This window comes from Paenibacillus sp. FSL L8-0436 (assembly GCF_038593025.1).
GTDB lineage: Bacteria > Bacillota > Bacilli > Paenibacillales > Paenibacillaceae > Paenibacillus_AQ.
In genome coordinates this window covers 4,932,219-4,956,046 of sequence record NZ_CP151955.1, presented here as the reverse complement: position 1 = coordinate 4,956,046, position 23,828 = coordinate 4,932,219, and the positions used below count along the sequence as shown (strand labels likewise).

Sequence of the window (23,828 nt, the reverse complement as noted above, 5' to 3'; positions counted from 1 at the left end):
AGCACCAATTTCTCACCCTGCTCTCCTCCACTTCATATGCTATTGCAGCAATACGGAGGGAGGCCACAATGGGATGGAATATAAAGGTTTTATTCTGCATCATTCCCGCTGTCCGTCCATTAACGGCAAGGGCTTTGACTTTTGGGTCGGGGCAGACGGGGGGATTTATGCCGCCCCGCTGCTGACAGATCCGGATTATATCCACGTCTGTCTCGAAGGGGATTTCGGAGCGGAAGACAGTGTTCCGCCGCTTCCGGGGCGCAAAGAGCAGTTGTTTGCAGCAGGGAAATTGATTCTGGAGCTGGCTGCCCGTTACCACATTTCCCCTTTGCTGGTGGAACCGCACAGCAATTCTTGTCCCGGAGCATTTTTTCCATGGAATGAACTTGTGATTTATGCCTCTGATGGTTATCATTAACCTGAGGTGAGTAGTCGAAAATGGAAAGATTACAGAAAATATTGGCGCAAGCAGGTGTTGCGTCCAGACGCAAGTGTGAAGAAATGATATTGGCCGGTAAAGTGGAAGTCAACGGGGAACTCGTAACTACGCTTGGCACGAAGGTGGACCCCGAACAAGATATTATTAAAGTTTCCGGGCGTTTGATCCGGGGAGAGAACAAGATTTACATTATGTTTAACAAGCCCAAAGGTGTCATTACAAGCGCATCTGATCCCAAGGGCCGCAAGGTGGTAACGGATTACCTGAAGGGCATTAACGAGCGCGTATACCCTGTAGGCCGCTTGGACTATGATACGGAAGGATTACTGCTGCTGACGAATGACGGAGAGTTTGCCAACTTGCTCACGCATCCGAAGCACCATGTACCGAAGACGTATTTGGCCACGGTCAAGGGTGTGCCGCATGGCACTGCACTGGACAAGCTGAAGGCAGGCATTAAGCTGGAGGACGGTATGACCGCTCCGGCGGAAGTCGAATACAAAGATGTGGATGAAGTCAACAAAGAAACCGTAATCAGCATTACGATTCATGAAGGGCGCAATCGTCAGGTCCGGCGGATGTTTGAAGCAATTTCTCATCCTGTAATCCGTCTGAAGCGGATTTCCTTCGGGGATATTTTGCTGCAAAATCTCAAACGCGGCTCTTATCGCCACCTGACCAAAGATGAAATCAATCATTTGCAGCAAATGGCCAAGGCTGGAGCGCTAAAAGCAAATACGACACGCAAGGACACATAAAGTTCACATTTCCCCCTCCTAAAACTGTGACAATATTCGGTATAATGTTCATAGGATGTTCACACCTAACAACTAAAGTATGAGTTGCGTCACAGAAGGGGGCTTCGCGTGTGGGCAAAGCGAGAAAGCCGATTCAAATCGTAATTCTGTTTTTGATACTTTTGCTTGGAGGTTATGCAATCGGTTCCTCCGTATTCGGAGGAGACGGAAAACCCCGGGAGGGCGGAAGGGCGCCGTCCTTTGAACTGTTGGGACTAGACGGTTTGACCCATACGCTCGAAGAGTACAAGGGCAACGCGGTTGTACTTAATTTTTGGGGCTCATGGTGCGGCCCTTGTGTGAAGGAAATGCCTGCTCTGCAGGCGCAGTGGGAGAAATGGAAAGATCAAGGTGTAGTGGTCGTGGGGGTTAACGTCGGCGAGGATCAGATGACAGTGGAGAATTTTGTTAAGCTTGTCGAAATTGATTTCCCGGTTGTCATGGACACCGGACGGGATGCCGTCCGCAGCTATGGCGTATCCCCATTGCCCACCACCTTCTTTATTGATAAGAAGGGCAAAGTGGACAGCATTCATATCGGACAGCTGGATCTGAACTCGCTGGAGTCCCAGATCGGAAAGCTGGTGAACGAATGAAGAAACGGACGCCGCTGATCAGCAATACCAAATGCGAATGCGGGCATCAGAATCCGGTAGGTACCGTTCTGTGCGAAGCCTGCGGCAAACCGCTGGAGGAGAAGGGAAGTTCCTCGGGAGAGAATCTTGAAATGCGCTACGATGGAGTTGCCCGCCGTTCACAGCGTGTGAATCCCGGAGTGATCGACCGTGTGTGGAACTTTTTTTCCTCTGTCAAAATAGCGATTTACCTGATTGTGCTGACGCTGCTGGGCTCCATGCTGGGTACGATTTTCCCGCAGGAGAGCACTTTTCTGAACATTGATGCCTCAACGTATTACAAAGAAACGTACGGAACAGCCGGGAATATTTATTATAGACTCGGCCTTTCGCACACCTATGAATCCTGGTGGTTCGTAACCCTGCTGGTAATGATCGGAGCTTCACTGGTGATCTGCAGCCTGGACCGCGTACTTCCGCTGTACAAGGCGCTGACCCGCCAGAAGATCCGCAAGCACCGGCAGTTTCTGACCCGCCAAAAGGCTGTTCTGGTCACTGATGTACAGGAAGATCCGGAGACTTGGGTGGCCGGAATTGTAGAGCCGCTTAAGAAAAAAGGCTACCGTGTAAGGACAGAGGGTGGCGCTCTGCTGGCAGAGAAGCACCGTTTCAGCCGCTGGGGACCCTATGTCATACATATCGGCCTGATTATTTTTTTGCTAGCCGTACTGGCGAGAGGACTGCCGGGACTGAATATGGATCAGCATCTCGCTTTTCCGCAAGGGGAAATGACTAGGATTCCGGATACCACTTATTATTTACTCAATGAGAAGTTTACAGTGGAATTTTACTCGGAAGCAGAAATGCCTGAGGAATTCCGCGGCAGGAAAGTGCTGCCGAAGCTGTATGAGACAAAGGCCAAGCTTTATGAATGCACCGCCGATTGTGTCGATCCTTCGAAGGAGCCGCAGCTCGCAGAGGTGACCTCCCATGATATCCGTGTGAATTCACCGCTCAGCTACAAAGGTTTGAAAGCGTATCAGTTTGATTATGACCTGACCCCTGTACTGCGCTCAGTACAGCCTGAGCTGGTGAATTCAGCTACGGGTGAGGCATTCGGCAAGTTCAAGCTGGAGATGAAGAACTCTCAGCGCATCTTTCAGGTCGGTCCCTACACCCTGGAGCTGAAAGAGAAATATATGGATTTCGGTCTGAACGAGGAGGGGCAGCCGGTATCCAAATCGCCTAATCCGAATGCGCCTGCATTCCTTTTTCTGATTACGGGGCCGGACCTGCCGGCGGAAGGGCAGCAATATTTCTATTTTCCGAAGGCGATTGACAAGGATCAGTTCCAGCAGCAGACGATCAACGATAAGCTGGGAGGCGGCAGCCGGTTTCTGGAGCTTGAAGTGAAGAGCATGAGCGATGTTGATTTTGCAGAGTCCACCTCCTTCCTCAATGTGCGTGTGGACCGTGCAATGCCCTTTGTCTGGATAGGTGCCGGGATCGTAATGCTTGGGCTCGTGCTTGGCTTCTACTGGCAGCATAGACGCATCTGGCTGACGCTGGAGAACGGAGAACTTGTACTGGGTGGCCATACGAACAAGAATTGGTTCGGCTTCCGCCGTGAGATCGTTTCTATTCTGAAGAAGATAGACATGACAGTCGATGAAAAATCATTGGACAACGGAGGAGGCATGGCATGAGCTTGCTCGATTTCAGCAGTGATGTCTTTATCATCGCATTTTTCTTATACAGCGGTGCGTTTATGTTGTTCACAATCGCTATTATGGGGCGCAGGTGGTCCGGCAGAAAACCGGAAGAGCATACCGCGCGCTGGGGCAGAATTGCGTTTATAATTTCCTCTTTGGGCCTCATTTGCCACATGGCTTATTTCATCACCCGCTGGATGGGATCGGGTCATATTCCGGTCAGCAATATGTATGAGTTCATGACCTTTTTATCCATGATGGTGATGGTTGCCTTCACAGTAATCTTCGCCATCTACCGCAAGATCATTCTCGGCGTCTTTGCGGTACCGATCTCCATCATCGTTATGGCTTATGCGGCAGTATTTCCGCAGGAGGTTCAGCCGCTGATACCTTCATTGAAATCCATCTATCTGAACATTCATGTTACCCTGGCCGCCTTGGGCGAATCATTCTTCGCAGTCGGCTTCGCAGCCGGTCTGATGTATCTGCTGCGCACAGTGAATTTCGACAGCGCGGAGCGGAGCGACCGCAAGCAGCAGCGGCTGGTCGAATTTACTCTCTTTTCGATCATTGTTATAATAGGGTTTCTCGGGAGCGTCTTTGCTTTTCGCGGCGCCGGATACGAAACTGTTTTCGTTCGTTCCAACGTTACGATTGACAGCCCTGGGCAGGAAGATAGTACAATAGAAAGAGTGAGCTATAAAATGCCGCCGATTGTGGCGCCGTATCATAGCGAAATTGAGCAATTTCAGTCGTTTCTTGGTATGAAGGAGCCTCTCTTCGAAGCGCCTTCATGGATGAATGGTGTCAATGCGGGACGGAAATTCAACACGGTTATCTGGTCGCTGATCTCCGGCGCGCTTATCTATGGACTCCTGCGCCTCATTGTCCGTAAGCCGCTAGGCAAGGCCATACACCCGGTACTGGACGGAATCGATGAGAATGACCTCGACGAAATTACGTACAGGGCTATAGCCATTGGATTCCCGATCTTTACACTGGGTGCGCTGATATTTGCCATGATCTGGGCTCAAGTGGCCTGGGGCAGATTCTGGGGCTGGGATCCCAAAGAAGTGTGGGCTCTCGTCACCTGGCTGTTCTACAGCGCCTATCTCCATTTGCGGCTGGCCCGCGGATGGCAAGGGCGCAAATCCGCGTGGCTCGCCGTACTCGGCTTTCTGGTCGTAATGTTCACCTTGGTGGGCGTTAATCTGGTCATCGCCGGGCTTCATTCTTATGCGGGGACGGACTGAGCAACTTTGTTTACTAACGCAGCACTTGGTTTTAAGATAACGTTCTACTGTATTTGATGAAGGGGTTGTTGTGAAATGGCAGAGCATTTGAATAGAATTCTGGTGGTGGATGACGAAGAGCGCATTCGCCGCCTGCTAAAGATGTACCTTGAAAAAGAAGGCTACGAAATCGACGAAGCGGAAGACGGTGAAATTGCTCTGCGCAAAGCAACGGCCAATGATTATGGCCTTATTTTGCTGGACGTCATGCTGCCGGGCATCGATGGGATTGAAGTGCTGACGAGACTCCGGGGGGTTAAATCTACTCCTGTTCTGATGCTGACCGCCAAGGGCGAGGAAATCAACCGGGTTCAGGGCTTTGAAATGGGTGCAGACGATTATGTGGTTAAACCGTTCAGCCCGCGAGAAGTGATCTACCGGGTCAAGGCCATTATGCGCCGTTCTTCGGCAACGGCCTTTTTATCCAAAGAGAGCAATTCCAGCAACAATATCGTTTTCCCGCATCTTATTATTGAGCATGATGCACACCGGGTAACTGCAGGCGGCCAGGAAGTAAGCCTGACCCCGAAGGAATATGAGCTGCTGCATTATTTGGCTATCTCGCCTGACAAGGTTTTCTCGCGCGAAGAGCTGCTTAAGGATGTGTGGAATTACGAGTTTTTCGGAGATTTACGTACAGTGGATACCCATGTCAAACGGCTTCGCGAGAAACTGAATAAAGTTTCACCGGAATCAGCAGCGATGATCACCACAGTATGGGGCGTTGGCTACAAGCTCGAGGTACCTAAATAAGTGAATTTCTGGAGAAGTCTTGTCGGCAAGCTGTGGATCACGATCATCTGTCTGGTTGCTGTCGTGCTCATTACGGTGGGGCTGTCTCTGCTGCCTTATATCGACAGCAACTTCGCCAATTCCGGGGCGATTAAACGTTTGTTCATGTATGCCTGTATGATCGGGTTCTCGTTGACGACATTTTTTGCCTTGTTTTTATTTACTAAGATTACCCAGCCGATGCAGCAGGTCATTGAAGCGGCCAACAATATCCGCAAGGGTGAATACGGGACAAGGCTGACACTTGTGACGAGCGACGAAATTGGTCAATTAGCCACTTCATTCAACCATATGGCTGAAGAGCTGGAGGAGAATATCCGCAGTTTGAACCATGAGAAGGGCCATCTGTCGAGTGTTCTGCGCAGCATGAGCGATGCTGTTATCACGTTTGACATCGAAGGCCGGATTATATTGACCAACCCGCACGGCCAAAAACTGCTTCAAGCCTGGAAGGATTTAGACCACGAGCAGGAAAGCGATTCTGAGCTTGATCCTGATGCGGTTGCTTCAGGCGATGTGCCGCCGCCGCTACGCCCGCTGTTCTTCAGCACGCTGAAACAGGGAAGCGACGAGCGTTCTAATGTGCATGTCCGCCAGGGAGTCTGGTCGGTTCATATGGCTCCGCTCTATTCGGAAGGGAATATCCGCGGCGCTGTAGCGGTTCTGCGTGATGTGACTGAAGAGGTGCGCCTGGAGAAAATGCGCACGGACTTTGTGGCCAACGTATCGCATGAAATCCGTACACCGCTCTCGATGATGCAGGGCTACAGCGAGGCGCTGCTGGATGGTATGGCCTCCTCGCCGGAGGAGAGCAGCGAGCTGGTGCAGGTTATCCATGACGAATCGCTGCGTATGGGACGGCTGGTTAAGGATTTGCTGGATCTTGCCCGCATGGAGGCAGGACATACGGATATGGCCAAGGCGCAGGTGGATATGGATGAGCTGCTGGAACGCATATACCGCAAGTTTTCCGTACGGGCCAAGGAACGGGAGATACATCTGGAGCTGACCAAGTCTGGCGATATACCGCTCCTTAAGGCTGCCGACGAAGATAAGCTGGAGCAGGTTCTGACAAATCTGCTGGACAATGCATTCCGCCATACACCCGCAGGCAAGCACATTACCATTGTTACCAGCACGGTGATTCTGGAGGGCCGCCGTTACCTGGGGATTGAAGTCCGGGATGAAGGAGTCGGCATTGCGCCGGAGGATCTTCCTTATATTTTCGAACGTTTCTACAAGGCGGATAAAGCGCGTGTCCGGGGGGAATCCGGGGGAACGGGATTGGGACTGGCGATCGTTAAAAATATCGTCGAGTCGCATCAAGGGCAAATTACCGCGTACAGCAAGCTTGGCGAGGGGACAACCTTTACGCTGCGGCTTCCTGTCGAAAAACAGTAAACGCTTGACCCAGCATGACAGCGCCTCTGACAGCAGAGGTGCTTTTTGTTGAAACTAGCACTTTAATCTTGTTCATCGTGGAACATCTTGCAGCAAATCAAGGAGGCATCTATCATGATTTTATCGTTGGACCAAGGCACGACCAGCTCACGGGCGATTATGTTTGATCTGGAAGCGGGCATGCTCTCCCAGGGTCAGTATGATATTAAACAATCTTTCCCCCGTCCAGGCTGGGTTGAGCATGATCCGGAGCAAATCTGGGAAAGCCAGCTTGCTGCAGCCAGAGATGCTATCAGCGGAAGCCGGGTCCCGGCTGCGGAGATTTTGGCCATCGGCATCACCAATCAGCGGGAAACTGCGCTCATTTGGGACAGGGTTACAGGTGTGCCGATTTATCCGGCCATTGTCTGGCAGGACCGGCGCACGGCGGAGCAGTGTGAGGACATTAAGCGGCAAGGTCTTACCGCAGAGATTGCCGAGAAGACGGGACTTGTCGTCGATGCCTATTTCTCGGCAACAAAGCTGGCCTGGATTCTGGACCATGTGCCGGGCTCAAGGGAACGTGCCGAGCGGGGAGAACTGCTTGCCGGAACTATTGACAGCTGGCTGATCTGGAAGCTCACCGGAGGCGCTGTGCACGCCACGGACGTGACCAATGCTTCACGTACGATGCTGTTTAATCTGCATGAGCGCAAATGGGATGAGCGGCTTATCAAAGTTCTGCGCATCCCCCGCGCCATTCTCCCGGAGGTGCGGATGTCCGGTGGGGAATTCGGCGTAGCCCAGGCACAGTGGTTCGGTGCGGAAATTCCTATCCGCTCTGTCCTTGGCGATCAGCAGGCCGCATTGTTCGGCCATACCTGTCTGGATGCCGGCAGCGCCAAAAACACATACGGCACAGGCTGCTTTATTCTGATGAATACTGGTACGGAAGCAGTCGTCTCCACTCATGGGCTGCTGACCACAGTAGCCTGGGGTATGGGCGATGAATTGTATTATGCGCTCGAAGGCAGTGTCTTTGTGGCCGGTGCAGCCGTCCAGTGGCTGGAGGAAGGACTGGGGCTGATTACCGGCCCCTCGGACTCGGAGGACAAAGCAAGGGAAGTGGAGGACAGCGAGGGTGTCGTGGTTGTACCGGCCTTTACCGGCCTGGGGGCGCCTTATTGGGATATGTACGCCCGCGGCGCGGTGTTCGGTCTGACCCGGGGGACTACGGCAGGTCACCTGGTGCGGGCCACGCTGGAGTCGCTGGCTTTCCAGTCCCGGGATGTGATTGGGGCGATGGAAAAAGACGCCGGCATGCCGCTGACCGGACTGCGCGTGGATGGCGGCGCTGTCCGCAATGATCTGCTGATGCAGTTTCAATCAGATATTCTAGGCAGTGAGGTGACCCGCACCACCTATGCGGAGACGACGGCTCTGGGTGCAGCGCTGCTGGCCGGACTCACCTCAGGGATTTGGTCAAGAGAAGAGCTGGAGAGCTTCAACAAGGCCGAGAAGGTGTTCTCGCCGCAGATGGAGCAGGAGGAACGGGAACGCCGCTATGGCGCCTGGAAAGATGCTGTAGCGCGTACCATGGGCTGGGAGAAGCATGAGGGGCGTCAGTAAGCAGGAATTATACATGTTCTGATTTGGAAACTTGTTTCACGATCACCCTATCACGCAAACGGCGCTCAAGAAGAGTAGATTCTTCTTGAGCGCCGTATTTGTTCTGGCGGGCTTTAGCCGGAAGGACGCAGAAATCGTGGATAACCGCTGTCCGGGTGTTAACTTTATTAACTCTTATCAGTCCAACTGGCATCAGCTCAGAAAACCGATTAACTGTTCCCCGGCATGGCAGAGGAAAGCAGCATCACCGTTCTCAGGTCCCAGACTCTCAACGCCAACTCAGATTGCTCCCATCGGAATTTTTGCAGAGCAGCTCCAGCGACTTCACAGCCGCAATAGATCTCTCCGAGAAATCAGTCATTTTCTTAATTACAGGTTCTCCCATAACTGCTGCTACACTTCAACTGCGGAAAGGATCTCTAAATTCTCAAGACCAGCCTTGCGGCCCAGCCGGGCCAGCTGCATTTTAAGGATCGGATTGTTTTCCAGCGTCAGCTTGACCTTCACAAATCCGTCGCTCTTGAACATCACGAAGCAGCCTTCCAGCAGAGGAACCACATCTGGAGCGGTTACATTCAACTTTATACAATCAATTTTCAGTTCATAGTCGGCTGGGTTAATAGGATTGATCGTTTGCTGATAAGCTTGGATGGACCGGAGACCGTCCTCTTCAGAGAAGGTGCCTTCCAATTCAATTTCGATTACTTTCTGTTCCACATCTGTCTTTAAAATAAATTTCCCCATCTGTACATCTCTCCCGTTAGTGAAGTGCTGAACATGAGGGGGCAGCTAAGCTTGCCTCTAGGGTCCTCATGTATATCTGTTCATATAGATAACCATGAATTTCATGTATATGCAATAATAAAGTCGAAACATGTATTAATTTGTCACAAAAGATCAAATGAAAAGCGCTTGCTAGCGCACTATATAGTGATTTTTAACCATATTTCAATAAAAAAACCTCTTCAGGATACGGCTGATAATCAGCCATAATCCATAAAGAGGTCTCGGAGTAGGATACGCTTAATCTAGAACTTGAAGATGTGAATGGTCTTTTGCAGCTGGAATACGGCTTGCGTCATTTTATCTGTCTCTTCGGCTACGGATTGCAGGGCATTGATTTGCTCATTCATGGCTGCGGATACCTCTTCGGTTCCGGCTGCCGTCTGCTGGGTAATCGCGGAAATATTCTCAATTGCGCTGGAGATTTTGAGTGCACTTTCCAGCATGAGATCACTTTCAGCAGAGAAGGAGGCGATTTGCTCGGTTATGTACTGAACACTTTGCACAATTTGCGCGAAAATATGAGCGGTCTCGGTGATCATCTCATTCTGAACCTGCACAACCTCTTCGTTGATGGCTATATTGTCGATTGCCTGCTTGATGTCGGCTTCGATACTGCGTACCAGTCCGAATACTTCCTTAGTAGAAGCGGTGGATTCCTCGGCAAGCTTGCGGACTTCCTGGGCTACCACGGCGAACCCCCGGCCATGTTCGCCTGCGCGCGCGGCTTCAATGGATGCGTTCAGCGACAGCAGGTTGGTCTGCTCGGCAATTTCGGTGATGGTCTTCGTAATCATGGTAATGCCCCGGGCATTTTGTGAAAGGGCATCAATCGTATCGGCCACCTTTTGCGTAGCCTGAATATTCTTGCGCATGCCTTCTGCCTGAGTGTCAACGGACACACGTCCTTTTTCGACCAGCTCCAGCGTATGTATAGAACGTTTATTCATTTCTTTAGTTGAGCTTGTGTAGTTAGAAACTTTGGTTTCTATGTCTTTGATGGATTCCGTCATATCTGCAATATCCACGGATATCTCATTGGCGCCGAGGGCCAGCTCGTTGGAAGAAGAGGCAACCTGTGCCATGACAATCTTGAGATTCTGATTCTTGTCCTCAATGCCCCGGCTGGCGTCCATTACCTGGCGGGTAATTCCCGAAGCTTCCGTCAGAATCTTCTTCAGCTTCTCGATCATCGTGTTGAACGAGCGGCTGATGTCGCCCATGGCCCCGCTTTCGTCCGCACGGCTTGTGAAATCTCCTTTGGCGATCGTGTGCGTCACATTAGAAATGTCGTCAAACGAAGATGTAAGCGTTCTCTCAATAAATCGTGAAAGAGGATAAGTCAACGCTGACAGCACCACAACAAGAATAATTCCGATCAAGATCTTGCCCATGATCAATAAAGTAATCAGAACAGGAACTGCGAATAATGCGGCAATCAGATAACAACCGGCAACTATTCTCTGTTTTAACGGAAGCTTGTTCATCCAGTCCATAATAACTAATTCCCCCTAATAAATATGTTGTGTATTGTAATATTATAGGTGATTATAGGAGGTTTGGTCTATTGTAAGAACTGACATAAATTTAAGACTGGAATAATCTAAAAAATGCTGCAGGTTATCTAAAAAATGACTCCTATATTTTTGTGGATGCTGAAATTATGATTATAAATGATTACGCTTTCAATCGCTATATAACAATTGCCTAAGGAGGTTCTGTCCGAAAGGGAAATTTGTATTCGATTTCAGTGCTCACTACTTTTGAAGGAGGCAATATGAAATGTTGAAACGCGCAATTTCCTCGGCCACCGCTATACTTCTTTTGTGGTCAACACTTGCAGGAGCAGCACCTGCAACTTCCTATGCAGCAGCGTCAACTACGGAAGCCCTGGTTCCCTATTATAAAGCCTCACTGCCTGTGGATACCCGAGTGGCAGACTTGCTGGGACGGATGTCTCTGTATGAGAAAATCGGGCAAATGGTGCAGGCGGAGCGTGCATCCGTCACACCGGAAGATGTCAAGAAGTATCACTTAGGTTCGGTTCTCAGTGGCGGAGGTTCTTTCCCGAACGGGAAGCAATTAGACAGTACTCGTGAGAAGTGGGAGGCACTGGTGGATTCCTATCAAGCAGGTGCCTTATCAACACCACTGGGTATCCCGCTTCTCTATGGGGTTGATGCGGTACATGGTCAGAACAATATCATGGGTGCGACCTTATTCCCGCATAATATAGGTTTAGGAGCTACACGAAATACAGAACTTGTCGAACAAATTGGGATCGCAACCGCACAGGAGGCTAAAGCATCTGGAACGAATTGGATCTTTGGTCCTACCATTGCTGATCCGCAACATATAAATTGGGGCCGGACGTATGAAGGCTTCAGTGATAACCAGTCCCTTGTAGCTGAAATGGCCTCTGCGTACATAAAGGGACTGCAGGGAAAAACCATTGGCGAGTTGAAAAATAGTGATCGGGTGATCGCCTCCGCAAAACATTTTCTTGGAGAAGGGTTAACGGATAATGGAGTGAATCAGGGCGATATCACCGGGATGACTGAGCAGGAAGTGCTCGACCTGAATCTGCCTATGTACAAAAAGGCTATAGAAGCTGGGGCAAGGACGGTAATGGCTTCCTATAACAGTATCCAAGGATTGAAGATGCACGCGAACAAACGTATTCTCAACGATGCGCTGAAGGGTACAGGCGAGGGCCAGCTTGGCTTCACGGGCTTTGTTATTACGGACTATAATGCCGTGCAGCAAATCAACAAGGACTGGGATGGAAATGCAGTCAGTGGATTGAAGAACCAGATTAAAGTAGCTGTGAATGCCGGCGTTGACATGCTGATGATGCCAGCCGATTGGAAAGTTACCATCACTCACCTGAAGGCACTTGTAGAGGATGGATCCATTAGTCAAAGCCGTATAGATGACGCAGTAACGCGTATTTTGCGCGTTAAGTTCGAGTCAGGTGCATTTGAGCATCCGATGACGGATCAGAGTCTTGAGACTACCTTCGGCTCTAAATCACACCGTGCGCTTGCCCAGAAGGCAGTGCGCGAATCCCTCGTTCTCCTGAAGAACGATAAGGTAAATGGTCAGCCGATCCTTTCCCGGCTTAAGAATATGAACAAGATTTTTGTCGCAGGCAAAAGTGCGGATGATATCGGCATACAGTCGGGTGGCTGGTCCATCAGCTGGCAGGGTCTATCCGGAAAAATTACGGAAGGAACCACGATCCTTCAGGGGATTAAGAACACAGCCGGTGAATCAAAGCAGGTAACCTACAACAAACATGGCCGTGGCGCAGCGGGCAATGATGTCGCGATTGCTGTTATCGGTGAAAAGCCGTACGCCGAATCAAACGGTGATGGCCTAAACAGTCTCAAATTGGATAAGAAAGATATTGCCACGTTAAATAATATCCGCAAATCTGGGGTTCCGACGATTGTTGTCCTCGTATCCGGAAGACCTTTGATCATAAATGATCAATTGGAGGATATTGCAGGGCTGGTTGAAGGTTGGCTGCCGGGAACGGAGGGGCAGGGAGTAGCCGATGTCCTTTTCGGTGATTATGAATTCACGGGTAAATTACCGATTCGTTGGCCTTTCTACACAGAGGCATACTCGGCTTTGAAGGCAGGCACCTCGAATTTAGAACAGCAATATATTCTGTTTGATTATGGGTATGGATTGACTAAAAACGAACCAACACCTGTTTTACCCGCTCTTCCGCAAAAACCGGGCAACGCTCTCTACGCGAAAGTAGAGGCGGAGAGCTTCATACAACAACAAGGGATACAGTTAGAGGGCACTGCTGATGTGGGTGGAGGCCAAAATATTAGCTACGCAGATGCAGGGGACTGGATGGAATATCTGATCGACGTTCCAACAGATGGAGTGTTTGATATAGATTTCCGCCATGCCGGTGAAGGTGATAATACCGGATTTAACATTCTAAATGAGTCAGGCGTGAAACTCGGTGAGTTATCCGTAAACCGCACAGGAGCCTGGCAGAACTGGAAGACGACTACAGTTCATGACATTGCCCTTACAGCAGGTGTTCAGAAGATTAAGTTAGTGCTTAAGGCGGGCGGTCTAAACTTAAACTGGTTTGGTTCCAAAGGCTTCTCACCCGCAGCGCCAGAAATTGATAGTGGGGGAATTGTAACCCCGGCACCGGTCATACAGGCGAACGCAGTTGAGAACTGGGTGACTACTGAACGGGATTCCGGCGATATGGGATGGTATTACGATCCTCGTTGGCAGGATGGCGACAAGAAGCTTGAACAGCAAGCTAATATCGACTTGACTGAGGTTGGAACGGCTGTTGACCCTAAAGTTACAACGATTACTATTGATCCAAACAAAGAATATCAGTCGATGATGGGGATTGGAACATCGATGGAAGAATCGACTGTTTACAATCTGCTCAAGATGTCACCAGCGAAACAGGACGAATTACTGAAGAAGCTAGTGAGCAAGACTGAAGGCATTGGCATGAGTATGATGCGCGTTACGATTGGTTCGGCTGACTTTACAGCACAGAAGTTTTATTCCTATGATGATATGCCAAAGGGTGAAACGGACACAAGCTTAAGTCATTTCTCCATTCAGAAGGATATCGACTTTGGTATTATTCCGGCATTGCAGAAAATGGTGGCGATCAATCCGGAACTCAAATTTTTTGCTTCACCATGGAGTCCTCCAGGCTGGATGAAGACCACTGACAGCATGGTTAAAGGGCAGGTCAAGGATGAATATCTGCCTGTACTCGCGGACTATTATGTCAAATTCATTCAAGAGTATAAGAAACAAGGGATTGTTATCGAAGCGATGACCTTACAGAACGAGCCGCTTCTTGAAATCGAATATCCCAGTACGAAAATGCCTTGGCAACAAGAAGCGGAGCTTGCCAAGCTGCTGAAGCAGAAGCTTACAGCAGCAGGACTGGATGTGAAGTTATGGATATTCGACCACAACCCGGGCGACACGATGTCTTATCCGGCTCCAATGCTGGCTGATTCTGAGAACTACGCAGCGATTGACGGAACGGCTTTCCATGATTACGGCGGCGATCTTGGGCTTATGTCTCAGCTGCATGATATGTACCCCGAGAAGAACGTTTACTTAACGGAACGTGCAGTATGGGGAACATTAGGTACGGACCGGATTGCACAATATTTCAGAAATTGGGCAAAAAGCTATAATTCATGGGTCCTTATGCTGGATAGCGATATCAACACCCACCAATGGGTTGGAACACCGGATCCGACGATGTTAATTCAGGATTCGTCGAACACCGATAATTATTGGCTGACGCCGGAGTATTACTTCGTGGGCCACTTCACGAAGTTCGTGAAACCAGGCTACACTCGAATCGGCAGCAATTACGGTAATAAGGATAGTGTAACGAATGTATCCTTCATGAGTCCGGACAAGAAAACGATCGTTACGGTCGTTATTAACCAGACGGCATCCACACAAACGTTTAAGCTGGTGAGTGACGGAACACAAATTGCGGCAACACTAGCCCCCAAGTCAGTAGCCACTTACCGTTGGAACCGTGACGTTCAGACGGTACCTGGGGAGGAGAAAGTGCTAAGTCTTACTCCGGATGTTTTGGATTATGACGTAAACGGCAAAGAAGTAACGTTGAATCTTAGCGGAGGCACTTTTAATAGCTTCAATGTGAATGACATTTCATTATCTGGTGAGGCAACGGATAAGGGTGTGACAGTAACCTCTGTTACCTACGCTACTTACAACCCGGATAAGGTTAAAGTAAAACTCGCATGGGATGGAACGCCTTATTATAATGATGTGAACCTGACCCTAAATGTACCGGCTACCGCCTATTCTGATTCTACTGATGGTAAGCCGCTTTCAGCGCATGTGAAGCTGAAAGGGACTGCAAGACAGACACCGGCTACACCTATACCAGGTACCGTCAGCGCGGATGTTTACTATCAGTTCTCAGGAGTGAATTTTACGGAGGGATGGAAATTTACAGACATAGGAGCTGGGGACTGGGTAGACTTTAAGATTAATGTTCCGAGAGCCGGCAAATATGCATTTACGTTAAATGCTGTAGTTCCAAGTGGTGGAGGCAGTGCTTTCCAGATGAAATCTGATCATACAACGCTCGCCACATTTAACATTCCTTCCGGACCTAATACTTGGAATCTCATACGTACTTCGGCGGATTTGGAAGCAGGGGAGCAGATCATTAGAATTCTCGGCAGTGTGGGTACCTTTGAAATGCAGCATATGATAGTCGAAGAAGTCAGCCCTCATTCCGTGGACGGGGACGGCATCTTGAAAGTGGAAGCGGAGAGTTTCGTAAAAGCAGGTCAGAACGTGATCCAAGTAGGAGATCCAATTACAAACCTCGGCTATACAACCGCGGGAACCTACATGGATTACCTAGTTACAGTACCGGAGTCCAGCAACTACAAAGTTAAATATAATTATGCAACTCCACAAGGCGGAGTTTCCGTATCGCTGCAGACGAAGGGTCAAACAACCGGTACCACAAGCTTGCCAAGTACGGGTGGCTGGGTTGTCTATTCTGAAGCGGCTTCGATCCTTCCTTTAACAGCAGGCACGCAGACCATTCGGCTTGTCATTAATGGCGACGGAGTAAACTTGGACCGGTTCCAGCTTGAGCCAACGGATTCCGCTCCGGCGCCAGTTTTTGAAATGGCTGCAGCACCTAATGTCTTGTATGAAGATAGTCAAAGGGATGACGAGCAAATCGTAAAGCTCAATACGAATATCGTTGACGGGAAAATCTACTATACAACAGACGGTACACTTCCAACAAAGGGCAGCACATTATATACGGGTCCTGTCTCAGTGTCACCGGCGAAAGTCCTTCGGGCTATTGTCGTAAAAGCGGGGATGGATGACAGTTATGTCTCCTTCTATGCAGCAGCAGCGGCATCACCGCAAGCAAGTCCAGGTGCGGGAAGTTATAACAGCCTGGTCAATGTGAATCTAACAAGTAGAACCAAAGGAGCAACTATTTATTATACTACCGATGGTACCGTTCCGACGACGACAAGCCACTTATATCAGGGGCAGCTTACGGTTACTTCTGCTACGACGATCAAAGCAGTTTCTATTAAAGACAGCTTGAATCATAGCGCTGTCGGTGAATTCACTTTCAATATTACTAATAATCCAAATCCGAATCCCGGTACGAATCCAGGGACGAACCCAGTAACAAATCCCGTAACAAACCCAGGGACTACCCCGGTTGATAATGGGCAAAAGGCGATGATCAAAGCTCCGAAGCCTGTAGTAAATCCTAACACAGGCCGCGCAACAACAACGATAGCAAGTGCAGATTTGAAAGCAGCGCTACAAGCTGCGAAACCAGTCAAAGGAGTCCCAACGGTTTTTATAGAAGTTGAGGAATTAGCAGGACAGAAGGGATACGAAATACTTCTTCCTGTTGAGAATCTGACGACGGGGACTTTAACCTCGAAGCTGGAAATTGATACGGCCATTGGGAAGATAGTCGTGCCAAGTAACATGCTAAGCAGAACCGTTGCGAGTGGTGTAGACAACATTGGATTAACGATTGCAGTAGCGGGTATTACTGAGGAGGGGGTAAAAGCAAAAATTGGGCTACATCCCGTCATCAGGCTGACCTTACGGGCCGGTAATCAGGTCATTGAATGGAATAATCCGAAAGCACCGGTAAAGGTGTCTATTCCTTACACGCCTTCGGCAACAGAATTGGCCCATAAGGAGCAAATCACTGTCTGGTATATCGATGGACAAGGAAATCTAATATCGGTTCCAAGCGGTCGTTACGATGAAAAATCCGGAATGGTTAGTTTCACCACGACACACTTCGGCACATTTGCTGTAGCGTATGTTAATAAATCTTTTACAGATATCAGTAAGCACGGGTGGGCAAAGCAGGCAATCGAGGCTCTGGCGTCCAAGGGAGTGATACAGGGCACATCAGATACGACATTTGCCCCTAATGCAAAGATTAAAAGAGCGGACTTTATCGTATTATTAGTCAAAGCACTTGGACTTACAGAAGTAGCAGGTGATAACTTTGCCGATGTTAAATCCACGGCTTATTATGCAGAGGCTATTGGCATAGCTAAGAAGCTCGGGATTGTCCAAGGAAAAGGCGGCAATGTCTTCGAACCGGAAGCAAACATCACGAGACAAGAAATGATGGCGTTGGCCACCCGGGCATTGGGTGCTGCACAGATTCATTTGGAACAGGGATCAGCAGCGGACTTAGCAGGATTTGATGATATTACGCAGATCGCCCCCTTCGCGGTTGAAGACATAGCAACGCTGGTTAAGAATGGAATCGTGTCTGGTAACGGGACCCTTGTGAATCCGCTTGGGACTGCAACCCGTGCTGAAGCTTCAGTTATGATTTATAAGATGTATAATTTGCAATAACTAAGTGCTGTTGTAGTTGAATGAAGATAAGGCCAATCGGAAGGTTCCGGTTGGCCTTTCTTTGTTTTTTATGCCCTTTTGAGCTTCAGCTTGTAGGTTCAAGGTAACCGATCATTTTTTGGTACTGTGTTGGGGTCAGCCCCGTCCATTTTTTGAAAGTAGTTCTAAAATGCCGCTCCTCCTGATACCCGACTTGCTTGGCAACTGTATATATTTTGTAGTTTTGCTTCAATAGCTCCTTCGCCTTTTCCACACGGAATTGATGCAAATAATCCAAAAAGTTAATCCCTAGTTCTTGCTTGAATAAAGAGCTTAAGTAGGTATTGGATACATAAGTTTCCTTAGCGACAGATTCCAGCGAGATACTGGTGTTGTACTTCTGAATAATCCAATCAAGTGCAGCTTGAACCGTTCGGTGAAGAGGCTTCTGCCGGGAGTCAATTTCAACGATGCTTTGAATAATTTTTTGCATAATGGTAGCCAGCTCTTCTAATGTCTCGATCGAGGGGACTTTCTCCACCCAATTAATAAGGTCATCCTTCCATTCGAAGGCGGCATGATTACGTTCCTGTGAGAATTTTTGCAGCTCTAGAATGAAGATCGTGGCCCGCAGATTGACTTCCGTTTTGTCATATTGAGAGGTGTTGCGGATATAATTCAGCCAATGGTCCAGATGATCTAACGCTTGTTCATAATTTTGATTTTCCAAGTTGAGCTTTATTTCCTTCTCCAGTTGCTGTAATTCTTCATTCTCCAAGATGGAGGTGTGAACCAGACCGCGCTGATTAGATTCGGAAAAAAGAAATACCCCGCCTTTTCCTTTGTAAAACCGGCCTGCCATGGCTTCCATGGCTTCCGCGTACGCGCTATGCACTTCATCCAGAGATGGTTTTACGGAAGAGATGGCTATACTGATGGAAATTTTCAAGAAGGTCTCCATATTCTTTTGGAGTTCTTCCATCTTTTTCTTCAAAGAGGTATCGGTCTCATGATCAGGGATGTTGGCCAGCCATAATAATTCCTCTCCGTAGCTAATCGGTTCTATAAATCCATGGAATAGAGGCAGCAATGTCTCGGTCAGAATATTACTGGCTGCGTATCGAATCAATGCCATATCCCGTTTATATAGTTTGGAGTCATTCCGGTGGTCCGGGGTGTCAATCCGCAGCAATCCAATATGAATCTTAAAAGGTTTAAGTGAGATTTCCATCTCTTCGATGATTTTCTGCCTGTCTTCGAGAAGGAGCGGGGGATTCGCAAGCCACTGATTTAAAATTTGATTTTTAAGCAGCGGAATATTTTTTGTCCAATTCTGATTGAGCTGCTGCAGTGTGGAGCCTTCCCTTTGTTCCTTATCGATCTTTTCCTTCACACTAAGTATGGCTTGGAGAATATCTTCAGGTAAGCAGGGCTTTAACAAATACTCGCTTGCCCCATACCGGACAGCATCCCTCGCGTAATTAAAATCACTGTATCCCGTAAGCAGGATGGAATAGAAGGACAGCCCCTCCTCCTGCGCAGTCTGGATCAGTTCCAGTCCATTTATGTAAGGCATGCGAATATCTGTTAATAACACATCCGGCTTCCTTTCTCTCATTAATGTTATAGCTTCTCGTCCATCCCCCGCTGCGCCCACAATCTCAATATCGTAAAAGGACCAATCGATCATCTGAATAATTCCTTGTCGGAATGATAACTCATCTTCGGCAATCAGCAACCTGAGCATCGTTTAGTTACCCCCTCTATGGATTCGGATTTGGATACGCGTACCTAGACCTAAGGTGCTTTCAATGTGAAATTCCGTAAGCCCAAAGTACAGATTCAACCTTTCGCGAATATTACTTAAGGCGAGGCCTGAGTGTCCAATGGAAGGAGTAACCGGTTTAGGATGACATGAAATTTGCTTCACCCGTTCTGGAGTCATGCCCTTTCCGTTATCAACAACCTCCAGGACGATCCACGATTCCTCAGCATAACAGGCTACCGCAATCATTCCGCTTCCCTCTAAAGGTTCTATGGCATGAATGATGGCGTTTTCAACAAGGGGCTGCAATAATAATTTGGGGACTTGGAAATGACCGATCTCTTCATCCAGGGTGACGGAGAAAATGAAATCTGGTAGTAAAACGTTTCTTTTGCAAAAATAAATAATTCTCGATGAATTCAACCTCCTGATGAAGAGTGGCATTGTCTTGGCCGTTATTCAGACTTAACCTGAACACCTGGGACAAAGATTGAACCATTTCTGCAATATCCCGCTCATTCTTCTGCATCGCCGTCCAGCTTATCATATTTAAAGTGTTGTACAGGAAGTGAGGATTGATTTGCGATTGCAGCGTTTTAAGCTCTGCTTCTTTTTGTTTTAAGTGGGAAGTATATACATCATCGATTAGGGTTTTCACACGCTTAACCATCGTATCATACCAGTAACCCAGTTGGCCGATCTCATCGTTCCCCGAAAAATTCACCCGCTGACTGAAGTCTCCAAGCTGCAGCTGCTTCATCGAGAGAATTAATGTTTTGACAGGGTTCGTAATGATTTTGGCGATTAACCAAGTACACAGTATCATTACCAGCGTAAACACTGCCATAATAAGAACAGTTATAGATTTGATATAATCGAGCTCTTTCAATAAATCCTTTTTATTCTGTATCACCAAAGAGTGCCAGCCTGTCAGCGGGGAAGTGGTCTGAGAGACAACCAAGTCATCTCTATCCAGCAGGTAGCTGAGCGCATCATCTTTTGAGAGTGTTGGTTCAGCAGATTGGAAATAGGGCAGATCACCAATATGTTCGCCCAAATTATCCAGCTCCGTAGAAGCCAGAATCACACCATCGTCATTGATAACCAGCTGATAGGCATTATTTTCTTTGCGGAAAAGATTATTGCTGAGTTGATCGGCATCGATCCCAATCATTAGTACACCGATTCGTTTATAGGTATTGAAATCCTTAAAGGGCTTGATCATCACGAGTTTATAATGTCTGTCTCCATGCAGCAGGTGATCCTCAGGGGACAACATATCCCATATAGGTTCACCGGCAGATTTCATAATGTTCTTGAAAAACCGGGTTTCTTGAAACTCGGCGAAGGAGGTAGCACTGGCAATACCGGTTTGTGTAATAGCGAACGGCCCATTATCTTCTTGACCCGTAGACAAGCGATACACAAGCAAGGATTGAAAGGATTCGCTTGAGACCATCAATGGGAGGAGGGATTTGTAGATTTGCTCTCTTACTTCGAGTGTATCACTGGTGGTCACCAAATGTTGTAAGGATGGATTGAGAAACAGGAAGTTACCTGTGCTAATAGTACCGCTGGTGATAAAATCAAGCTGGTTCGTAGTTTTGGCAGCCATGTGGCTTTGCGCTTGACGGATTTTATCGACGATTTCATTGGCGGCAATATAGTAGGAATAAAGGCCAGTTAAACCTACAGTAAAGATTAGCAGAGGGATAACCCAGATCAGTAGTTTATACTGCAGTGAAATGTCTCGATAGCGAGTCACGATAGGTTTAATATTATCTCACCCTACTTTACATAGAATATCATCAGTATAACTATAATTAAGGTAATAATATATGTGCTGTCCCCTAAATTTTAGAAATAATAACTTCTCAAGAGGTGGGGAAGAGGATGAAAAAGAAATACCGCACACTATCCATTCTGATCATAACCGGTTTGGCAGCTTGCGCAATATTTAGTATTACGAATATGAATTCCAAGACACCTGCGATAAAAGTTCAGAATAATACAGAGACACCGGGAATTGTCACGTTGAAATTATTCACAGCCCTTGCTGACCGCGAGAACGGACAGGGGAAAATCGAACAGCAAATCATAGACGCTTATATGAAAGAACATAGAAATGTGAAAATAGAAGTCGAGGCATTGCAGGATGAGCCTTATAAATCCAAAGTTAAAATATACGCTACATCGAATGCTCTTCCGGATATTATTCAGTCCTGGGGACAGACCTCTTTTATCAAACCCTTAATTGATGCAGGTTTGTTGGCTAAGCTGAACGAGTCGGATTATACCTCCTACCATTTTGTCTCCGGCTCCCTCGATGGATTCAAGCAGCATGGAGATTTATACGGGTTACCAAGAAATACCGACTTCTTTGTGATGTACTACAATCAAAAAATATTGGCCGACACCGGTATCCCGGTTCCTGGAACAACACAAGAATGGTTTAAGGCAAGCAAGATGCTAAGAGAGAAAGGCATTAATCCTATCACAACCAATGCCGTTGAAGGCTGGTCACTACCAATCTGGTTCGAGTACATCGCTCAGCGGCATACGGGTGATTTCAGCAAAATGGACGAGGTTCTCGCGGGCAAAGCTACCTTTACAGGCAATGAACAATTTCTTGCAGCGGCTAAAGAATTACAGCGGTTCCAGCAAGAGAGGACACTTGCGGACGGCTTCCTGACTGCGGATTACGGCGCAGCCCGCAACTTGTTTGGACAAGGTAAAGCGGCTTTCTTTTTGATGGGGAGCTGGGAATCCAGTCTTGCTACGGATGAGAATTTCTCGGAAGAATTCCGGAATAATGTTGTAGCTGCACCGTATCCCGCTTCTGACAGGGGCAAGCTGACGGATGTCGCAGCCTGGTTCGGCGGGGGATATTCGATCTCCGCCCATTCTAAGAATAAAGAGGAGGCTGTACAATTTTTGAAATACTTCTACGATCCAGAGAATTGGGCGAAGCTTATTTGGCAAAGTGGAGCAGGGATACCCGCTCAAAAATTCGATCAATACCTGACTGGGGCAGAAAATAAGCTGCAAAAAGGACTGGTAGACATCTTTAGCTCCATTTCAACTTCCAGCGGGACCCCCCTCCAGGATCAAGGAAGTAATGAATTTAAAAATAAAGTAATGGAAGCCCATCAATCCTTAATGGATGGAAGATGCACTCCGGCAGAGTTTTTAAAGAAACTTGATGAAGCCGCTAAAATGAATCAGTAGCTGGAAGACGACTTACCCGACGACCCAATAGGACGGTTTCCAGTGCAGCCTTATATACTTTTATACGCAGTTCCTCTGGTGACCTGACGATCACATGGGGACCCAAGGACAACATGATTCGGCAAGCTGCTTCTATGACGTTGAACTCAGCTTCGACCTCCAGCCATGCAGAATCAGGAGATTCATCTATGGACAGCAATGTAACAAAGCGTTCCTGCCTTAACGCTTGAAGGGAGGAAGACTTTAGCGTGAATTTGGCTTGATAACTGGGAAGGGCGGATTTGAACGATACTTTAGACAACTCCCAGTAACTCATTAGCTCAAAATCGTCCGGTCGTGAATAAGCTTCCTCTAATATTTGGGCAGCAACGATTCTCGAAACCCGGTAGGTTCTGAACTGCTCCTCATGCTGCCCGATAACATACCATACCCCCCGTTTCGCCACCAAGCCCAGCAGTCCAATGATTCTGTTCTTTATTTCTCCATTTCGCAGATAAGAAATACTTACTTTCCGGTCTTCCCAAAGAGCTGCCTGTAAGGTTGAAAGAAAAGGGAAGCTTTCCTCGGATGAAAGCCATCCTTCGCTGTCTATATGAATACGCTGGTTAAAATAGTTGGCGGAAGGGGATTTATTCCCTGAGGCAGCAGCCTCCAGCTTGCGCGATGCAATCGTGAAATCCTCATGAATACCCAGATCCTTCAAGATTGCCGAATCGGCAGAGAGCAGGAGAGCGCCTATTTCGTTGGGCTTCATTCCAGTTAAGGAAGTGCGGTAGCCTTCGGTGAGCATCCAGCCTCCTTCCCGGCCTCGTTCAGCCAGCACAGGTATTCCGGAGGCACTAAGCGCCTCCATATCACGAAATATTGTCCGCTCGGACACCTCCAGGGTGCTGGCCAGCTCACGGGAGGTGACTTTGCCGCGGTTCTGTAGCAGAAGCAATATGGATAATAAACGGTCTGCTCTCATACGTCCTCCTCATAGGGGGTATCCCCCTATATAGATTGAACTTATAAT

Annotated in this window: 15 protein-coding genes; 10 read left to right on the top strand and 5 right to left on the bottom strand. The window is 48.2% G+C overall.

Annotation, left to right across the window (positions count from 1 at the left end):
- The first annotated feature begins 73 nt into the window (after positions 1-73).
- The 8 genes from NSS79_RS22790 to glpK all read left to right on the top strand — a co-directional run bounded on the left by NSS79_RS22790 (position 74) and on the right by glpK (position 8,616).
- Complete coding sequence (locus NSS79_RS22790) at positions 74-418, top strand: hypothetical protein (RefSeq protein ID WP_038594593.1); 345 nt, start codon at positions 74-76, stop codon at positions 416-418.
- Between the two features lie 20 nt (positions 419-438).
- On the top strand, positions 439-1,197 hold the full coding sequence (locus NSS79_RS22785; RefSeq protein WP_038594591.1) for a pseudouridine synthase: 759 nt from the start codon (positions 439-441) through the stop codon (positions 1,195-1,197).
- Between the two features lie 110 nt (positions 1,198-1,307).
- Positions 1,308-1,832 (top strand): redoxin domain-containing protein, encoded by a 525-nt coding sequence (locus NSS79_RS22780; protein WP_341118927.1) that lies wholly within the window; start codon positions 1,308-1,310, stop codon positions 1,830-1,832.
- Positions 1,829-3,517 (top strand): cytochrome c biogenesis protein ResB, encoded by a 1,689-nt coding sequence (locus NSS79_RS22775; RefSeq protein ID WP_341118926.1) that lies wholly within the window; start codon positions 1,829-1,831, stop codon positions 3,515-3,517. Before NSS79_RS22780 ends, NSS79_RS22775 begins: the two co-directional genes overlap by 4 nt.
- The gene (gene ccsA, locus NSS79_RS22770) at positions 3,514-4,776 is read left to right on the top strand and encodes a cytochrome c biogenesis protein CcsA (protein ID WP_038594585.1); all 1,263 of its coding nucleotides are present in this window, start codon (positions 3,514-3,516) and stop codon (positions 4,774-4,776) included. Before NSS79_RS22775 ends, ccsA begins: the two co-directional genes overlap by 4 nt.
- Before the next feature lie 75 nt (positions 4,777-4,851).
- A complete protein-coding gene (locus NSS79_RS22765) occupies positions 4,852-5,568 on the top strand; it encodes a response regulator transcription factor (protein ID WP_020427515.1) in 717 nt (238 codons plus the stop codon).
- Positions 5,569-7,008 carry an ATP-binding protein gene (locus NSS79_RS22760; RefSeq protein ID WP_342436258.1) on the top strand — a complete coding sequence of 480 codons (1,440 nt, stop codon included), beginning with the start codon at positions 5,569-5,571 and terminating at the stop codon, positions 7,006-7,008. It begins immediately after the preceding gene.
- 114 nt (positions 7,009-7,122) lie between these two features.
- Positions 7,123-8,616 carry a glycerol kinase GlpK gene (gene glpK, locus NSS79_RS22755; RefSeq protein ID WP_341118924.1) on the top strand — a complete coding sequence of 498 codons (1,494 nt, stop codon included), beginning with the start codon at positions 7,123-7,125 and terminating at the stop codon, positions 8,614-8,616.
- Between the two features lie 393 nt (positions 8,617-9,009).
- Here glpK and NSS79_RS22750 read toward each other — a convergent pair whose 3' ends face one another.
- On the bottom strand, positions 9,010-9,360 hold the full coding sequence (locus tag NSS79_RS22750) for a hypothetical protein (RefSeq protein ID WP_342436257.1): 351 nt from the start codon (positions 9,358-9,360) through the stop codon (positions 9,010-9,012).
- 284 nt (positions 9,361-9,644) lie between these two features.
- Positions 9,645-10,895, bottom strand: a complete 1,251-nt coding sequence (locus NSS79_RS22745; RefSeq protein ID WP_076108999.1) for a methyl-accepting chemotaxis protein — start codon at positions 10,893-10,895, stop codon at positions 9,645-9,647.
- A gap of 286 nt (positions 10,896-11,181) precedes the next feature.
- Between NSS79_RS22745 and NSS79_RS22740 the strand changes: the two genes are divergently transcribed.
- The gene (locus tag NSS79_RS22740) at positions 11,182-17,841 is read left to right on the top strand and encodes a glycoside hydrolase family 3 N-terminal domain-containing protein (protein ID WP_342436256.1); all 6,660 of its coding nucleotides are present in this window, start codon (positions 11,182-11,184) and stop codon (positions 17,839-17,841) included.
- 85 nt (positions 17,842-17,926) lie between these two features.
- Here the strand turns inward: NSS79_RS22740 and NSS79_RS22735 are convergent, their stop codons facing one another.
- Together NSS79_RS22735 and NSS79_RS22730 are read right to left on the bottom strand one after the other, a co-directional pair.
- Positions 17,927-19,567, bottom strand: a complete 1,641-nt coding sequence (locus NSS79_RS22735) for a response regulator (RefSeq protein ID WP_342436255.1) — start codon at positions 19,565-19,567, stop codon at positions 17,927-17,929.
- 361 nt (positions 19,568-19,928) lie between these two features.
- Positions 19,929-21,350: a histidine kinase gene (locus NSS79_RS22730; protein ID WP_342436253.1), complete on the bottom strand. Its 1,422-nt coding sequence runs from the start codon at positions 21,348-21,350 to the stop codon at positions 19,929-19,931.
- 128 nt (positions 21,351-21,478) lie between these two features.
- Here NSS79_RS22730 and NSS79_RS22725 point away from each other — a divergent pair, with 128 nt between their 5' ends.
- Complete coding sequence (locus tag NSS79_RS22725; protein ID WP_342436252.1) at positions 21,479-22,813, top strand: extracellular solute-binding protein; 1,335 nt, start codon at positions 21,479-21,481, stop codon at positions 22,811-22,813.
- Here NSS79_RS22725 and NSS79_RS22720 read toward each other — a convergent pair.
- On the bottom strand, positions 22,797-23,780 hold the full coding sequence (locus NSS79_RS22720; protein ID WP_342436251.1) for a WYL domain-containing protein: 984 nt from the start codon (positions 23,778-23,780) through the stop codon (positions 22,797-22,799). The two genes, NSS79_RS22725 and NSS79_RS22720, sit on opposite strands and share 17 nt — an antisense overlap.
- Between the last annotated feature and the right edge of the window lie 48 nt (positions 23,781-23,828).